Origin of the sequence: Amphibacillus sediminis NBRC 103570 (assembly GCF_001552275.1) — a bacterium.
Taxonomy (GTDB): domain Bacteria; phylum Bacillota; class Bacilli; order Bacillales; family Amphibacillaceae; genus Amphibacillus_B; species Amphibacillus_B sediminis.
The window spans coordinates 174,158-190,512 of the sequence record NZ_BCQW01000001.1 but is presented as its reverse complement, the minus strand read 5'-3'; the positions used below and the strand labels follow the sequence as shown (position 1 = coordinate 190,512).

The 16,355-nt window shown below is 37.6% G+C and carries 14 protein-coding genes; 13 read left to right on the top strand and 1 reads right to left on the bottom strand.

All coding sequences use genetic code 11. The annotated features are described in order from the left end of the window. The first annotated feature begins 760 nt into the window (after window positions 1–760). The 7 genes from ASE01S_RS00910 to spo0A all read left to right on the top strand — a co-directional run bounded on the left by ASE01S_RS00910 (window position 761) and on the right by spo0A (window position 8,884). Window positions 761–1,354: a hypothetical protein gene (locus ASE01S_RS00910; protein ID WP_067836786.1), complete on the top strand. Its 594-nt coding sequence runs from the start codon at window positions 761–763 to the stop codon at window positions 1,352–1,354. A 16-nt stretch (window positions 1,355–1,370) separates the two neighbouring features. Beyond that, on the top strand, window positions 1,371–3,266 hold the full coding sequence (dxs, locus tag ASE01S_RS00905) for a 1-deoxy-D-xylulose-5-phosphate synthase (RefSeq protein ID WP_067836783.1): 1,896 nt from the start codon (window positions 1,371–1,373) through the stop codon (window positions 3,264–3,266). 2 nt (window positions 3,267–3,268) lie between these two features. Next, the gene (locus tag ASE01S_RS00900; RefSeq protein WP_067836780.1) at window positions 3,269–4,090 is read left to right on the top strand and encodes a TlyA family RNA methyltransferase; all 822 of its coding nucleotides are present in this window, start codon (window positions 3,269–3,271) and stop codon (window positions 4,088–4,090) included. Window positions 4,091–4,111: 21 nt separating this feature from the next. Beyond that, entirely contained in the window at window positions 4,112–4,561 is a 450-nt protein-coding gene (ahrC, locus tag ASE01S_RS00895) for a transcriptional regulator AhrC/ArgR (protein WP_067836776.1), read from the top strand. A 26-nt stretch (window positions 4,562–4,587) separates the two neighbouring features. After that, window positions 4,588–6,312, top strand: coding sequence for a DNA repair protein RecN (gene recN, locus ASE01S_RS00890; RefSeq protein ID WP_067836773.1), 1,725 nt, complete (start codon window positions 4,588–4,590; stop codon window positions 6,310–6,312). Window positions 6,313–6,536: 224 nt separating this feature from the next. After that, entirely contained in the window at window positions 6,537–7,808 is a 1,272-nt protein-coding gene (spoIVB, locus tag ASE01S_RS00885; RefSeq protein WP_067836769.1) for a SpoIVB peptidase, read from the top strand. A 296-nt stretch (window positions 7,809–8,104) separates the two neighbouring features. Further along, on the top strand, window positions 8,105–8,884 hold the full coding sequence (gene spo0A, locus ASE01S_RS00880; protein WP_067836766.1) for a sporulation transcription factor Spo0A: 780 nt from the start codon (window positions 8,105–8,107) through the stop codon (window positions 8,882–8,884). Between the two features lie 484 nt (window positions 8,885–9,368). Here spo0A and ASE01S_RS15685 read toward each other — a convergent pair whose 3' ends face one another. Next, window positions 9,369–9,512: a hypothetical protein gene (locus tag ASE01S_RS15685; protein ID WP_157065118.1), complete on the bottom strand. Its 144-nt coding sequence runs from the start codon at window positions 9,510–9,512 to the stop codon at window positions 9,369–9,371. Between the two features lie 286 nt (window positions 9,513–9,798). Here ASE01S_RS15685 and ASE01S_RS00875 point away from each other — a divergent pair, with 286 nt between their 5' ends. The 6 genes from ASE01S_RS00875 to ASE01S_RS00850 all read left to right on the top strand — a co-directional run bounded on the left by ASE01S_RS00875 (window position 9,799) and on the right by ASE01S_RS00850 (window position 16,351). Continuing rightward, window positions 9,799–10,317 carry a ClbS/DfsB family four-helix bundle protein gene (locus ASE01S_RS00875; RefSeq protein ID WP_067836763.1) on the top strand — a complete coding sequence of 173 codons (519 nt, stop codon included), beginning with the start codon at window positions 9,799–9,801 and terminating at the stop codon, window positions 10,315–10,317. 237 nt (window positions 10,318–10,554) lie between these two features. After that, a complete protein-coding gene (locus ASE01S_RS00870; protein ID WP_067836760.1) occupies window positions 10,555–11,148 on the top strand; it encodes a CAP domain-containing protein in 594 nt (197 codons plus the stop codon). Between the two features lie 140 nt (window positions 11,149–11,288). Beyond that, entirely contained in the window at window positions 11,289–12,644 is a 1,356-nt protein-coding gene (locus ASE01S_RS00865; protein ID WP_067836756.1) for an aspartate kinase, read from the top strand. Between the two features lie 278 nt (window positions 12,645–12,922). Beyond that, entirely contained in the window at window positions 12,923–14,344 is a 1,422-nt protein-coding gene (gene lpdA, locus ASE01S_RS00860) for a dihydrolipoyl dehydrogenase (RefSeq protein WP_067836753.1), read from the top strand. A gap of 20 nt (window positions 14,345–14,364) precedes the next feature. Continuing rightward, complete coding sequence (locus ASE01S_RS00855) at window positions 14,365–15,351, top strand: thiamine pyrophosphate-dependent dehydrogenase E1 component subunit alpha (RefSeq protein ID WP_067836749.1); 987 nt, start codon at window positions 14,365–14,367, stop codon at window positions 15,349–15,351. A gap of 13 nt (window positions 15,352–15,364) precedes the next feature. Next, window positions 15,365–16,351 carry an alpha-ketoacid dehydrogenase subunit beta gene (locus tag ASE01S_RS00850; protein WP_067836746.1) on the top strand — a complete coding sequence of 329 codons (987 nt, stop codon included), beginning with the start codon at window positions 15,365–15,367 and terminating at the stop codon, window positions 16,349–16,351. Window positions 16,352–16,355: the final 4 nt, after the last annotated feature.

The following is a 16,355-nucleotide window of genomic DNA, read 5'->3' as shown; positions in this document are numbered from 1 at the left end:
AGCTGACTAAGTTCGCGACGTCGTGTCGCAACGTGTCTGTACTAGCACATCCTATGCGTCGAACCCCCACTGAACGAAGTTTCAATTTATTAGCTAAATTATCTTAACTATGTTATAATATCTTTATATAGAATGGTGCAGTATTCTAGTCAACTCTCCACTTTTGAAGGCGGGCCTAAAAATCTGCCAAAGGGCACATCGATGAAGTTCCTTGTGTCGGCTTGAGGCGCCCAGCCTTGGGTCGGTGCTGGGAGTTAAGGTCGTAGGGCGATCCACAAAGGCATGTGGGCGTTGACCCTGCTTCCGCGGAGGCCCATCTCTGTCATGATAATTTAGCCAAATTATCACGATGGAATGGGGTATGAACCTGATCAGTAAATGACATGGGGATTTTACTGTCAGCGTAGCCTGCCTTGAGTGACTTTTGAGGGGATTATAGTCTTAGCTAACATTTAGGTGGCCACTAAATGCGATGCTTCATCTATATGAAATCAAAGTTGCAAAAGAGGCTAGGAAGTGGTTAAGAGTTGCTGAGGAAATCTCCTAGACTGTTCATAATTGACACTTAATAGGGATTATAGTACGGACTAAGTGGTAATCCAGTCTAGTCTTCGGTGACGGGGCTAAAATGTATTTAAAGGGGAACCGCCAGAATGGCAACATTCGGTATGCATTTGGGAAAACCTACTGGACCTAAGCCGTAGTTTTTACCTATTGGGTGACCATTCTACGGTACATATCTAAGAATGAGGAGTTACAAATGTCAAAATCACGATCGCAATTAAATAAATCAATTAAATTTAGTTTAAGCATTGCCGTTATCACATTTGTGTTAGCGGCTGTTTTTTCAGTTATATCATCCTCTTTACTAAGTGGAGTTTCCTGGACAATCGGGTTTATCATTCTCTTAGTCATTGTATTAATAGGGGTTTTTTTTGATTCTATCGGAATTGCGTCTACTGCTGCTAACGAGACACCGTTTCATGCTATGGCTGCTGAGAAGGTTTTTGGTGCAAAGCAAGCGGTTCGAATTATCCGAAACGCAGATCGGTTTTCGAGTTTTTGTAATGATGTTATCGGCGATATATCTGGTATTATTAGTGGGACAGCTTCGGCGATTATTATTATTCAATTTGCAAATGTCCTTGGGCACAGTGAAGGCTCTGTTGGACAGATCGCATTAAATGTTATTCTAACAAGTATAGTTGCAGCCATAACGGTAGGTGGGAAAGCCCTAGGGAAATTCTTAGGAATCCATTATTCGACTTCCATAATTATTTTCGTAGGAAAAGTTATTGCATTTTATGAGAGTAAGTTTAATTTAAAGGCTATTAAGAAAAAAAGACAGGATTAGAAATAGGAGGACCCTCATGGATCTGACTAAAATTAAAAACCCCTCTGTGTTGAAAAAGCTAACAGAGGATGAGTTAAACGTTCTAGCATATGAAATAAGAAAGTTTTTGATTGAACAATTAGCTGTTACAGGTGGGCATTTAGGCCCTAATTTAGGTGTGGTAGAGTTAACTTTGGCCATTCATTGTGAATTTAATAGTCCTACCGATAAAATTCTATTTGATGTTGGCCATCAATCTTATGTCCACAAAATTCTAACAGGTCGGGCTAAGGACTTTAAAACATTAAGACAATATCAAGGCTTATCTGGATTTCCCAAGCAAAAGGAAAGTGAACATGATGTATGGGAAACAGGACACAGCTCAACATCATTATCTGGTGCAATGGGGATGGCTATTGCTCGAGATTTATCTGATCAGTCTCACCATATTGTCCCGATAATTGGTGATGGAGCTTTAACTGGAGGAATGGCCTTGGAAGCCCTCAACCATATTGGAGATGAGCAGAAGAATATCATTGTTATTTTGAATGATAATGAAATGTCTATTGCTAGTAATGTTGGGGCACTTCACCATGCCCTAGGAAGAATGAGAAGTGCAGGTAAATATAATCGGGTTAAGGATGAAGTGGAGTTAATCTTACGCAAAATTCCTACTTTTGGCTCAGGATTAGCCAAAGTTGCGGAACGCTTCAAGGATAGTATGAAATATTTTATGGTTCCAGGTATGCTTTTTGAAGAATTTGGATTTACTTATTTTGGCCCAGTAGATGGACATAATATCTCAGCATTAAGAAAACATTTAGGGTTTGCTAAGAAGACAAAAGGACCTGTACTCGTTCATGTTGTAACTAAGAAAGGTAAGGGTTACTTACCAGCAGAGGCCGATTTAAAAGATAAATGGCACGGAGTGGGTCCATACAAAATTGAATCTGGGGAAAAAATAACAAAGAAAAGTAAAGGAGAGCCATGGAGTAAGGTAGTAAGTGATGCATTAATCAAGCAAGCGAGTCAAAATGATAAGCTAGTGGTAATCACACCTGCGATGATTCTTGGATCTAAGCTTGAAGCTTTTCAAGAAAAGTACCCTGATCGATTATTTGATGTCGGTATTGCGGAACAACATGCTACAACAATGGCTGCAGGAATTGCCAGTCAAGGCCTGAAACCATTCTTGTCAATTTACTCAACTTTCTTACAACGTGCGTATGATCAGGTTTTACATGATATTTGTCGAGTTCATGCCAATGTAATTATAGGCATTGATCGAGCTGGTTTTGTTGGAGCAGATGGCGAAACACACCATGGTATTTATGATATTGCCTTTTTACGCTCAATGCCAAATATAGTGATCATGATGCCTAAAGATGAAAATGAATGTCGGGATATGCTTGAAACAGCTATGCACTACCAAGAAGGACCTATTGCCATTCGTTATCCACGGGGGAATGCGACGGGTGTAACTCCAAAAAAACAAGTATCGATATTACCGATAGGATCATGGGAAGTTCTTCGTAAAGGGCAAGATCTAGCTATCTTAACATTTGGTACGAGTATTGATTTGGTTTTACAAGCTGCTGAATCGTTAAGTGATTATGGCATTTCTGTTGAGGTAGTTAATGCCCGTTTTATTAAACCATTAGATGAAGCATACTTGCTCCAGCTTTTTAAAACGGGAAAACCCATTTTGACGATAGAAGAAGCCACATTAATGGGGGGCTTTGGAAGCTCTATTTTGGAAAATGCTGAAAGGCATGGCTATTCTAATTTAACAATTAAGCGGATGGGAATTTCAGATTATTTTTATGAACATGGTCATGTCAATCAATTACTAGAAGAAGCAGGGTTAGATAAGGCCAGTATTATTAATCAAGTGAAGAAAATGGTCGTAACACCAATTAAAAGGGTAAGATAAATATGGCAGAGAAAAAAGTAAGATTAGATGTATTACTAGTAGAACGAGGGTTAGCAGAAACGAGAGAAAAGGCTAAACGTGCCATTATGGCTGGTTTAGTATTTTCGGAAGCGGAACGTTTAGATAAACCTGGAGTTAAAGTCTCAGAGCATATTCCATTAACTGTTAAAGGAAATGTTCTCCCTTACGTGGGTAGGGGTGGACTGAAGTTAGAGAAAGCTTTGAATACATTTAAGATAGATGTTCGTGAACAAGTCATGATTGATATCGGATCTTCTACAGGAGGGTTTACCGACTGCGCACTTCAGAATGGAGCTAAGCTTTGCTACGCTGTTGACGTTGGTTACAATCAACTCGATTGGAAGCTAAGAAAGGATCCTCGTGTGGTTGTAATGGAGCGAACGAATTTTCGTTACGCGACACCTGAAATGTTTGATAAAGGTATTCCAACAATGGCAACGATAGACGTTTCGTTTATTTCACTCAAGCTTATTTTTCCAGCATTAAAACCGATTATGTCTAGCGGTGGTGATGTAGTTGCGCTCATCAAACCACAATTTGAGGCAGGACGTGAACAGGTTGGCAAAAAAGGTATTGTTCGAGATCGTCAAATACATGAACAAGTCCTCATGAATGTGATTAAACAAGCTGCTGATCATGGCTTTATTCTTTGTGATTTAACATTCTCACCAATAACAGGTGGTGATGGGAATATTGAATTTTTAGCCCATTTTAAACTTGAGCTAGATAAACCGATAAAACAGCAAGAGGATTTAAACATGGTTGAAAATATTGTTGATCAAGCTCATCACGCTCATCAATAAAGTGCGGGAAAGGAAGATACTATGAACAAAGGCCAACGTCATATCAAAATACGGGAATACATTACCAACCATGATGTAGAAACACAAGATGAATTAGTGGATGCTTTAAGAGATCAGGGATATAATGTAACTCAAGCAACGATATCCCGTGATATTAAAGAACTCCATTTAGTTAAGGTACCCATGTCAAACGGACGCTATAAATATAGCTTGCCAGCTGATCAGCGGTTTAATCCTCTAGAAAAGTTAAAGCGGTTAATGCGTGATGCTTTTGTCAGTGTTGACAAAGCAAGTCATTTTCTTGTTTTAAAAACGTTACCGGGTAATGCCAATGCATTAGGGGCTCTCATCGATAATTTAGACTGGGAAGAAATTTTGGGAACCATTTGCGGAGACGATACGATACTAGTCATATGTCGTAATGAAAAAGAGACCGAGGATATTAAAAAACGATTCCTAGTTATGTTGTAACTAGTTATAAATTGAGGTGAGCAGTTATGTTAACTGAGCTTTCAATTAGAAATTTTGCTATTATTGAACACTTAACTTTAGAGTTTAACGAAGGATTAACAGTTTTAACTGGAGAAACCGGTGCCGGTAAATCGATTATTATTGATGCGATTCAGCTTTTAACTGGTGGAAGAGGTTCAACCGAATATATTCGCCATGGTGCCAATAAAGCAACATTGGAAGGATTATTTTTAATACATGATAAAAAACATGAAGTTTATACTATGGCTGAAAAATATGGTCTTGAGCTAAATTCGGATGGGATGCTTATTTTACATCGGACAATTAGTCAAAATGGCAAAAGTATCTGTAGAATTAATGGTTCCTTAGTGACTTTAGCTATTTTGCGTGAATTTGGAAAGGTTCTCATTGACATCCACACCCAGCATGAAACGCAGTCACTTATGGATGTTGATCGTCATTTACGCTTACTCGATATGTATTTTCATGATCAGTTGGACGACGTATTAAAGGATTATCAAAAGATTTATCATAAATTAAATACCTTAAAAAATCGTATTGAGCAATTTAATTTTAATGAACAGGAAATAGCACAACGATTAGATTTGCTAAACTTCCAAATTCATGAATTAAGGCAAGCGGAATTGGTGCCAGGAGAAGATGAATCATTGCAAGAAGAACGTGATCGTCTTGCTAATTTCGAAAAAATATACCAAAGTATACAAGAAAGTTATAATGCACTACATGGAGAACAAAAAGGTCTAGATTGGTTATCATTAGCGTTAAATAGTCTTGAAACAGCAAGTAGTTATGAACCTGGTCTTAATAAAAGTAAAGAGGAATTCTCCAATTATTATTATTTAATTGAAGAATTATCTTATCAATTACGCCAATACTTAGAAGGATTTGAATTTGATCCTGAACGTTTAAATGTTGTGGAATCACGTTTAAGTGAACTAAACCGTTTAAAGAAAAAATATGGTTCTAACGTAAATGCTATGCTTGAATACGCAGCTAAGATCGAAGATGAAATTGATCAACTGCAAAATCGTGATCAATCTATCCAACAGCTAGCAGAGCAAATTAAAGAGCTATCTGAAGATGCGTTAGCAGAAGCTAGACATTTACATGAATTAAGGCAACAGGCTGCTAAAAAACTCGTTGATACAATTGAAAAAGAATTAAAGGATTTATATTTAGAAAAAGCAACATTTCAAGTTGAAATTCAGTTAAAGCAACAGCAAGATGGCGGTGTAACCATTGACGGACAACCTGTACAGTTAGGTCCCACAGGGATTGATCGTGTCCAATTTTTACTCTCAACCAATTCTGGAGAGCCTGTTAAGCCATTAAATAAAGTAGCATCAGGTGGAGAACTATCTCGAATCATGTTGGCATTAAAAAAGATTTTTGCCAAACATCAAGGTGTTACATCTGTGATTTTTGATGAGGTTGACACCGGTGTAAGTGGAAGAGTTGCACAAGCAATTGCTGAAAAGATTTATCGCATTGCAACAGGATCTCAAGTACTTTGTATTACTCATTTACCTCAAGTAGCTGCGATGGCTGACCACCATGTATTAATTGAAAAAGAAATGGATCAGTCGCGGACCTTAACGAAAGTTAGATTGCTCGATCATCAGGAACGTGTTGAAGAAATTGGACGAATGATTACAGGAAGTGCCTTAACTCAAACATCTATTGATCATGCAAACGAATTAATTCATCATGCGAATGACTATAAGACCTAAAATATTTACACATTAGTTGATAGCTGATGTGTTTTTTTTTGTTTTTTTTACTAATTATATGTGTGGAATATTATACCGAAATGCCAACATTGAAACTTGATTATGTTCGAATTATGAGTGGAAATCTTCTCTTATTTTTGAGAACTTTACTGGGTTTAAAATAATCGATTCAAGGTCAAATTAGAGGTACAGATAAATAAAATTTGAGTAGAGGAGCGTGAGCTGTGAAATATAATAAATGGCGATATTTATGCGGCATAACCGTTATTTTAACTATATTCGTGTTACCTTTTTTGTCAATCATTCAAGATTTTCTGGCAGTTCCTAACCAGATTAACATATCGACTGAACCTATTCCCATTACAACTTTAGGAAAGAATGTTGCTATTGATCAATCATCAAATCAAGTTGTTGAGATAAGTCAAAATCAACTCAAACCAAAAACCTCAGGGAACACTTCTTTATTTTATCATTACAACGGTATTCCATTTAAAAAAGTTAACGTCAATGTAAGTAGTGGTTACCAGGTCATTCCTGGAGGCCAATCAATCGGAGTTAATTTACAAACTTTGGGTGTTTTAGTTGTTGGCTTTCACCATGTTGGTGACGAGGAAAATCCCTCTTCACCAGGTCAAGAGGCAGGGATCGAAATTGGCGATATCATATTAAGTATCAATGAACAATTGATCCAATCGATAGACCAGATTGCACCATTTGTGGAAGATGCCGCTGAGGAAAATCAAGCCATGCTTGTCAAAATAAAACGAGACAATAAAACATTTACCAAAGAACTTAGACCAAAATATGATACGAAAACAGAAGGGTATCGCATGGGTTTATATATTAGAGATTCCGCTGCAGGTATAGGTACGATGACTTTTTATGATCCAGTCACCAAAAAATATGGCGCTTTAGGTCATGTCATTTCTGATATGGATACAAAAGAGCCTATAGAAATTGAGTCTGGATCAATTGTTAGATCTACAATTACATCCATTCAAAAAGGTGATAGTGGGAAGCCGGGAGAAAAAAGAGCATCCTTTAATAAGAAAAATGGAATGCTCGGAAGTATTACTAAAAATAGTTCATTTGGTGTATTTGGGGAGCTTGAACATGATTTATTGGACAGCCAATGGTCTGAGCCTTTAACAGTAAGCCGACCAGAGGAAGTAAAAGAAGGTCCGGCTCAGATATTGACTGTAATCGACGGAGAGGAAATTGAAGCATTTGATGTCGAGATTATCAATGCAATAAATCAAAAAAACCCAGCAACTAAAGGCATGGTTTTAAAAATAACTGATGAAAAATTATTAAAGGAAACCGGAGGAATTGTGCAAGGTATGAGTGGAAGCCCAATTATTCAAGATAACAAAATAATTGGTGCCGTAACACATGTTTTTGTCAATGATCCAACTTCGGGCTACGGTATTCATATTGAATGGATGTTAGATGAGGCTGGGATTAATCATGAAGAATCAATGTCTTATGCAAGTTAACAATTATGGGTAAATAGACGAGGGAACGGTAACATAGCTATTTATTAGCTGTATTACCGTTTTTTTTGTCAATTATTATGCTTCCATATCGTTTTAATTTGGAATAATATGCTATAATAAGATTAACAAATATTATTCGACAAATATTCTTTTATTTACCAATTATTTCGGTTAAAAAATCGAATACTTAGAACTTTCATCGAATAATAATTTTCTTGCCAATAAAAAAAGGGAAAAGCAACTCATTGTCGAAATTACATAGGGGAGTCAAGGAAAGATAAGGAGGAAATACGATCGTGGGAAAAATTAAAGTTTGTTTGGTCGATGATAATCAAGAATTGGTAAGGCTAATGGAAGAATATTTTGGGGAACAATCAGATATTGAAGTGGTTGGTACCTCATTTAATGGTAAGGATAGCCTGGCTATGCTAGAAAAATGTCATCCTGATATCGTAATACTCGACATAATCATGCCTCATATGGATGGGTTAGCTGTATTGGCTAAAATGAAGGAATTAAATGTATCGAAACAGCCTCATGTTATTATGCTAACAGCATTTGGTCAAGAAGATGTAATGAAAAAGGCAGCTGATTTAGGTGCTTCCTACTTTATCTTGAAACCATTTGATCTTGAATACTTAGCCGATCAAGTAAGGCAGGTCTATGGCAAACCAGTTAAAGAACGCAAAACAGCTAAACATGCTGATCATAAGCAGAATAAATTTGATCTAGAGGCAAGTATTACGAACATCATTCATGAAGTTGGTGTTCCAGCTCATATTAAAGGTTATATGTATTTACGTGAAGCGATTACCATGATTTTTAATGACATTGAATTACTTGGTTCTGTAACAAAAGTACTTTATCCGGATATTGCCAAAAAATATAATACTACACCTTCAAGAGTTGAACGTGCTATTCGTCATGCTATTGAAGTGGCTTGGAGTCGTGGAAATATTGATTCGATCTCAGATTTATTTGGCTATACGGTTAGCAGTACAAAGGCTAAACCTACGAACTCTGAGTTTATTGCGATGGTGGCCGATCACTTGCGATTAGAATATCGAGCAAGTTAAGGCTACTGATAAATGGGTATCCACTTACCAACACCTAGTTTAGAGTATAAATAATATGTCCTCCCTTTCGTCAATAAGACGTTAAGGGAGGGCTTTTTTTTTTGACTTTTTTGCAGTGTAACTGTCAATGAGGGAACATGTTATGTCTAAGTGGGAGATCAACAGCCAGTAACGGCTCGATTGGTTCAACTAACGTTCAGTGTGAGGGAGGAAGCTGACTAAGTTCGCGACGTCTGCACGAGCATATCCTATGCTTCGAAACCCCACTGAACGAAGTTTCACTTTATTGCTCTTTTTAAAGTGTGATTAAAAAAGTAAATCAAGTCATATAAAAGCTTATTTAGCATATATGTGAAAGAGTAATTAGATCGATCCCAAGTGTTTAATCGAAAGTATAATGGAGAATTGACAGGATATGCTTTTTCCTTTAATCATTCAATGGTTTTCGTTTATCTGCTGACAGGGGGGAGGACTATTAATGAAATTAAAGCACTGGATACAATGTCGTTTTTTTAAAAGGCATAGGTACTGTTACTTTAATAATTGTTGTATTATTTGCGGTAAACAATACCTGCCAATAAAAGCAAATAAGAGCGACGAAGACTGATGGAGCTTGTTTCAACTTCATCCTGCAGAAATCTCCCCCTTCTATGTAAATGGTGAAATGAATGCCTATCTGCGATCAGTGGGGGGGGAGGAAGCTGACTAAGGTTCGTGGCGTCTTGTCGCAACGTCTGCACGAGCTTATCCTATGCTTGGCCTCCCCATTGAACGAAGTTTCACTTTATCTATCATCTGAGGATGGGAAGAAATTATTAGTTTTTTTATTATTTTTTTATGAAATATGACGTGTGATGTCATCTTTTTGCTGGTATATTTATACTAAGCTTAAATTAAATTAGGAGGAACGTAGCATGCCAAAACCAAAAAACAAAAATGAATTATTAGAAGAAGCCAAACATCAGTACCAGCACCTAATCGACTTAATCGATGTTCTTTCGCCCGCAGATCAGGATAAAGCTTTCTTATTCGAAGATCGAGATAAGAATATTCGAGACGTCCTTGTCCATTTGCATGAGTGGCACATCATGCTTGAGGGCTGGTATCAGTTAGGTGTGGTCGAACAGAAAAATCCTGAAACCCCAGCAAAAGGATTTACATGGCGCCAGCTTCCTGAACTAAATTTAAAGATTTGGCAGAAATATCAGCAAACCTCACTAGCGGAAGCGAAGACGAGACTAAACAATTCGCACCATCGTATGTTGGAGCTTATTGAAAAGCATACGGATGAGGAGCTTTTTACTAAAAAACGCTATCCTTGGACTAAAACAACTTCACTTGCTGCTTATTTTATCGCTAATACATCCAGTCATTATCTCTGGGCTCAAAAAAAGATTAAAAAGCAGTTAAGACTACTTAAACAATTAGCGTAATAGCTCGATGAATTAAGTTTTCCAATTGAAATCATCCCTGTAGTATGAAAGAAATCGAATTAAAGCGGTTTGTAATAGCTTAAGTACTGTTTAAGCTTTTGTTTTCCCGACCGTTGTTATCATCCGTAGCTTACCATTAGTATTTAGATAAGGATCCTATATTAAATGATTTCCTTAAAAAAAATGAATAACTGGGCTCCTTTTTTACGAAACTAAATTAAAAAAGGAGGATTTATGATGAAAAAAAAGCTTTTGATTATATTATTATTTTTATTGATAAATCCGATTATTTCTTTAGCTGAGACCACTTATACGGTGAAGGAAGGCGATTCTTTATGGGAAATTGCTATTCAACATCAATTAGCTGTGACGGAAATCATTGAAGCAAATCCTCAATTTGACAATCCTGATCTTATTTATCCTAATGACAAAGTAAGAATTCCAAATTCAGACGCGATTAAACATACTGAGCACATTGTTATTCAGTTAACTAATCAAGAACGTGCACGACAAGGTCTACCCATACTTAGACCTGATTTAAGTTTATCTCAAGTTGCTCGCGAGAAGTCGGCAGATATGCTTGAGCATAATTACTTTTCCCATACGAGTCCAGCCTATGGTACCCCTTTTGAGATGATGGATGACTTTGGTGTATATTATTTGCGAGCCGCAGAGAACATAGCAAGAGGAGAACAAACCCCGCATGATTTAATTAAGACATGGATGCAAAGTCCTGAACATCGTGCCAATATTTTAGGTGACTTTACCCATATTGGTGTAGGCTATGTAGAAGATGGGAAGTATTGGACACAGATGTTAATTAAACGGTAAAGTTTTAATTTTGATGAAATAACATGAAAGCATTGCTACAAATTCTCCAATCTCATGAATAATCTGAATTTTATCATAACAATTTCGCTGTAAATGTGATAATATTTTACTCATAGAAAAAATAATTGGAGATGTATATCATGAAAGTAGCCAAATTTGGGGGAAGCTCGGTAGCAAATGCTGAACAGTTAAAAAAAGTAGCTCGTATTATTCAAGCAGATTCATCAAGACGAGTGGTTGTCGTTTCCGCTCCGGGAAAACGGGATAATGCAGATATTAAGGTGACAGATTTATTAATTAAGCTTGGTGAAGCTTACCGCCATGGTCAGAATTATCAAGCTGAACTAACAGCTGTTATTGCTCGTTTTCAATCGATCATCAGTGATTTAAATTTATCTGGTCGCGTGCTTACAGATATTAATGATGATGTCAATGCCATTATCGCTAGTGATGAGACCATTGAAAGTAAGCTTGAGGCCATAAAGGCAATTGGGGAAGATGCCTTAGCTAAAGTCTTAAGTGAGTACTTAGTGAGTCTTGGCATCAAGGCCACATATCTAAATCCTAAGGATGCGGGAATTATCTTGAGTGATCAACCAGGAAGTGCTCAAATATTAAATGAGAGCTTTACTAAATTATATCAACTTAGAGAGCGAAATAATATTGTCGTCATACCAGGATTTTTTGGTTATACGAAAAAAGGAAAGCTTGTTACTTTTTCTCGTGGGGGATCTGATATTACAGGATCAATTGTTGCTGCTGGTGTAAAAGCAGATTTATATGAGAACTTTACAGATGTTGACTCTGTTTACTGTGTTAGTCCACAAATTGTAAATCAACCAAAGGAAATAACTGAACTGACTTATAAAGAAATGCGTGAATTGTCATATGCAGGATTTTCTGTTTTTCATGCAGAAGCACTCATTCCTGCAGTAAAAGCTAAAATACCCGTGTGTATTAAAAACACTAATAACCCCAATGGTTCAGGGACATTTATTGTTTCAGAAAAAAGAGTTAAGGGGAATCCTGTAGTTGGGATTGCTAGTGATAAAGGATTTATGAGCCTATATGTAAGCAAATATTTAATGAATAGGGAAATAGGCTTTGGTCGTCGCCTATTAAATATTCTCGAGGATGAGGGTATTTCCTTTGAACATACTCCATCTGGGATTGATGATTTATCGGTTATTTTAAGGGCGGATCAAATGACTCCGGAAAAAGAGCAAACCGTTATTGATCGAATCAAACGGGAGCTTGAACCGGATCTTGTCCATACTAGACGCGGGTTAGCCTTAATTATGATTGTTGGTGAGGAGATGCACAGTTACATAGGAACAGCAGCCCGAGCCACTAAGGCATTTGTTGATGCAAAGGTAAATATAGAAATGATTAATCAAGGATCCTCAGAAGTTTCATTAATGTTTGGAATTAAAGAAGAAGCCGTGGATCGTGCAGTCCAGTCATTATATCAAGCCTTTTTCATTGAATCATTTTAACTATATAAGCTTAGTTGAACCTCTTATAACTTTAAATGTATAAGAGGTTTTTCTTTTATGGATGATGCTAAGGCAAAGAGCGTTGTACATACACTTTAATTTTTTGCTTGATCGAACGGTCATTTTTACTTGCTATCGCCTAATCTTATCAATTTTTAATACCTGTTACTAATATCATGTATAAAAGATTCTTGCTAAATGAATCAATTAGCGATATGATAAAGTTAAAGGTTAAAATAAAATATTACATCATATTATTAATAAAAAGGAGCTTTTTTATGGTTGAAAATTATGACCTAGTCATATTGGGTGGTGGTATGGGAGGTTATGTTGCGGCTATTCGTGCCAGACAGTTAGGCCTATCGGTAGCATTAGTTGAAGCGGATTTATTAGGTGGTACCTGCCTTCACCGTGGTTGCATTCCGACAAAAGCTTTATTAAAAAGTGCATCGGTCTATCAGACAATAAAAGAAAGCTTAGCATATGGGATTGAAACAAACAAATATACACTTCATTTTAGTAACGTTCAAGCAAGAAAAGAAAAAATAGTTAAGCAGCTTTATCAAGGGGTACAGCACTTGATGAGAAAAAATAACGTGGATCTTTATCATGGTTACGGCAGACTGTTAGGATCATCGATCTTTTCACCATTGGCTGGGACTATTTCGGTTGAGCATAGCGATGGGCGAGACAATACCATGTTAATCGGTAAAAATGTCATCATTGCAACTGGGTCTACTCCACGTTCTGTTGACTTTTTACCGTTCGATGGTCAATATATTCTATCTTCGAACCATGCCCTTGATCTTGAGGCACTACCTGAAAAGGTTGTGATCGTTGGAGGAGGTGTGATTGGAGTAGAATGGGCCTCTATGCTAGCTGATTTTGATGTTGAAGTCTATTTAGTAGAGGCAGAGAAGCAAATTTTACCGAATTTTGACCACGAAATTATTAAAGCATTAGAACAGAAATTAGTCAGAAAAGGTATAAAGCTCTTAACGAACACTCAAGTCACAAGTCATGAAATTATGGCTCCAAAGGTTAAACTAAACGTTAAACAAAATGAAAAAGAGCAAGCACTAGTGACAGACCGTGTGCTTGTTGCAATTGGACGAACAGCTCGAACAGAAAATATTGGATTGGAAAATACCTCAATAGAAAGAGACCAGTCTGGGTTTATCAAGGTCAATCAAAATTATCAAACCAAGGAATCACATATTTATGCGATTGGTGATGTCATAGGTGGACAGCAATTGGCTCATGTAGCAGCTAATGAGGGGAAACTAGCTGTTGAGCATATCGTGGGACATACGAATTTAACGACAGATCAGCTGATAGCTCCGAGCTGTGTTTATTCAAGTCCAGAGGTTGCCGCTATTGGTTTAACTGAACAAGAAGCGAAACAACAGGGATACCAAGTCGAGATTGGAAAGATGTCATTTACAGCAATAGGCAAAGCAATCATTAATGGTGACGATTCTGGCTTTGTAAAAATAATATCCGACACGAAAACCAAAGATTTACTAGGTATTCATATGATCGGTAATCAAGTAACAGAGCTGATTTCAGAGGCTGGATTAGCATTTATTCTAGATGCTACCGCCGCAGAAATGGGAATGACGGTTCATCCCCATCCTTCATTAAGTGAAGCCATTCAGGAAGCAGCATTAGCAATTGATCATGCAAAAATTCATGGGTAAGAGAAAGGAGCATCCATAAGATGTTGAAACATGACGAGCTTGGATTAAGCAATGACAATGTATTAGAAATGTACCGCTTAATGGTATTAGCAAGACGTATCGATGAGCGAATGTGGCTATTAAATCGAGCAGGTAAAATTCCATTTGTTGTATCTTGTCAGGGGCAAGAGGCACAGCAGGTTGCCGCAGCCTTTGCCCTTGATCGCTCAAAAGATTATACCGCACCTTATTATCGAGATGTAGGGGTTGTGCTAGCATTAGGAATGACAGCTAAGGAATTAATGCTACAAGCCTTTGCTAAAGCAGAAGACCCGAATTCAGCTGGTCGGCAAATGCCTGGTCATTTTGGTTCGCAAAAATTAAGAATTCTATCCGGCTCATCGCCTGTGACCACCCAGGTACCTCATGCAGTTGGGATCGGATTAGCCTGTAAAATGAATCAAGATTCTTCGATCGCTTATGTTACCTTAGGAGAAGGGTCAACGAATCAAGGGGATTTCCATGAAGGAGCAAACTTTGCAGCTGTGCATAAACTCCCTGTTATTATCATGGTTGAAAATAACCAATATGCCATTTCTGTGCCATTAAACAGACAAGTTGCCTGTGAGAAAATTTCAGATCGTGCTATCGGTTATGGTATGCCTGGAGTAACAGTTGATGGAAATAATCCGTTAGTTGTCTATCAAGCTGTTAAAGAGGCGGCTGACAGAGCTCGTTCCGGTAATGGTCCATCATTAATTGAAACAATCAGCTATCGATTAACCCCACACTCAAGCGATGACAATGAACGTACCTATCGTTCTAGTGAAGAGGTTGAACAGGCGAAAGAGAAGGATGGTTTGATTGTCTTTAAACAATATTTAATCGAAAATAATGTATTAACAGAAGATCTAGATGCTGAGATAGAAAAGCAAGTTAAAGAAGAGATTGACCAAGCAACTGATTATGCAGAAACGGCACCATATCCATCACCAGAATCACTTTATCATGGTGTCTATTACGAATAAGGAGGGGAAGGTAGTGCCAGTATTATCATATATTCAAGCGATAAATGCAGCAATGCGTGAAGAAATGGAGCGGGACGAAAAGGTATTTATATTAGGAGAAGACGTTGGAAAACGTGGTGGTGTTTTTCTAGCAACAGAAGGCTTATATGAGCAATTCGGAGCAGACCGTGTCATCGACACACCACTAGCTGAATCAGCTATTGCTGGTGTTGGTATAGGAGCTGCAATGTATGGGATGAAGCCAATAGCCGAAATGCAATTTGCAGATTTTATTTTACCAGCTGTTAATCAGATTGTGTCTGAAGCTGCTAAATTACGCTATCGATCGAATAATGATTGGAGTTGCCCCATTACAATTCGTGCCCCTTACGGTGGTGGTGTACATGGCGCATTATACCACTCTCAATCAATTGAGGCGTTATTTGCTAATCAGCCCGGACTCAAAATTGTTATCCCTTCAAGTCCTCGTGACGCTAAGGGACTGCTTAAAGCAGCAATTAGAGATCCTGATCCTGTCCTGTATTTTGAGCATAAAAAAGCGTATCGTTTATTAAAAGAAGAAGTACCTGAAAACGATGAAGTTATCCCAATTGGTCAAGCCAATCAAGTTCGTGATGGAGACGATTTAACGGTAATCACTTACGGGTTACCTGTACATTATGCATTAGAAGCAGCCAATCAGCTTGCTGACTCAGACCAAATAGAGACAACCATTTTAGACTTGCGTACAGTCTATCCGCTTGATCAGGCTGCCATTATTAAAGCAGCTCAGAAAACCGGTAAAGTCTTATTGATAACTGAAGATAATAAAGAAGGAAGTATAATGAGTGAGGTAGCCGCGATTATTAGTGAGCATTGCTTATTTGATTTAGACGCACCAATCAAAAGGTTAGCTGGCCCAGATGTACCTGCAATGCCCTTTGCTCCAACTTTAGAGAAAGAATTCTTGATAAATCAGGATCAGATTAAGGCTGCCATAAAAGAACTGGCTGCATTTTAATCAT

Coding starts and splice junctions, on each gene's coding strand:
- ASE01S_RS00865 (WP_067836756.1), top strand. CDS start 11,289: ATGAAAGTAGCCAAATTTGGGGGAAGCTCGGTAGCAAATGCTGAACAG.
- ASE01S_RS00900 (WP_067836780.1), top strand. CDS start 3,269: ATGGCAGAGAAAAAAGTAAGATTAGATGTATTACTAGTAGAACGAGGG.
- ASE01S_RS00910 (WP_067836786.1), top strand. CDS start 761: ATGTCAAAATCACGATCGCAATTAAATAAATCAATTAAATTTAGTTTA.
- ahrC (WP_067836776.1), top strand. CDS start 4,112: ATGAACAAAGGCCAACGTCATATCAAAATACGGGAATACATTACCAAC.
- ASE01S_RS00870 (WP_067836760.1), top strand. CDS start 10,555: ATGAAAAAAAAGCTTTTGATTATATTATTATTTTTATTGATAAATCCG.
- dxs (WP_067836783.1), top strand. CDS start 1,371: ATGGATCTGACTAAAATTAAAAACCCCTCTGTGTTGAAAAAGCTAACA.
- recN (WP_067836773.1), top strand. CDS start 4,588: ATGTTAACTGAGCTTTCAATTAGAAATTTTGCTATTATTGAACACTTA.
- ASE01S_RS00875 (WP_067836763.1), top strand. CDS start 9,799: ATGCCAAAACCAAAAAACAAAAATGAATTATTAGAAGAAGCCAAACAT.
- lpdA (WP_067836753.1), top strand. CDS start 12,923: ATGGTTGAAAATTATGACCTAGTCATATTGGGTGGTGGTATGGGAGGT.
- ASE01S_RS00855 (WP_067836749.1), top strand. CDS start 14,365: ATGTTGAAACATGACGAGCTTGGATTAAGCAATGACAATGTATTAGAA.
- ASE01S_RS15685 (WP_157065118.1), bottom strand. CDS start 9,512: ATGAAGTTGAAACAAGCTCCATCAGTCTTCGTCGCTCTTATTTGCTTT.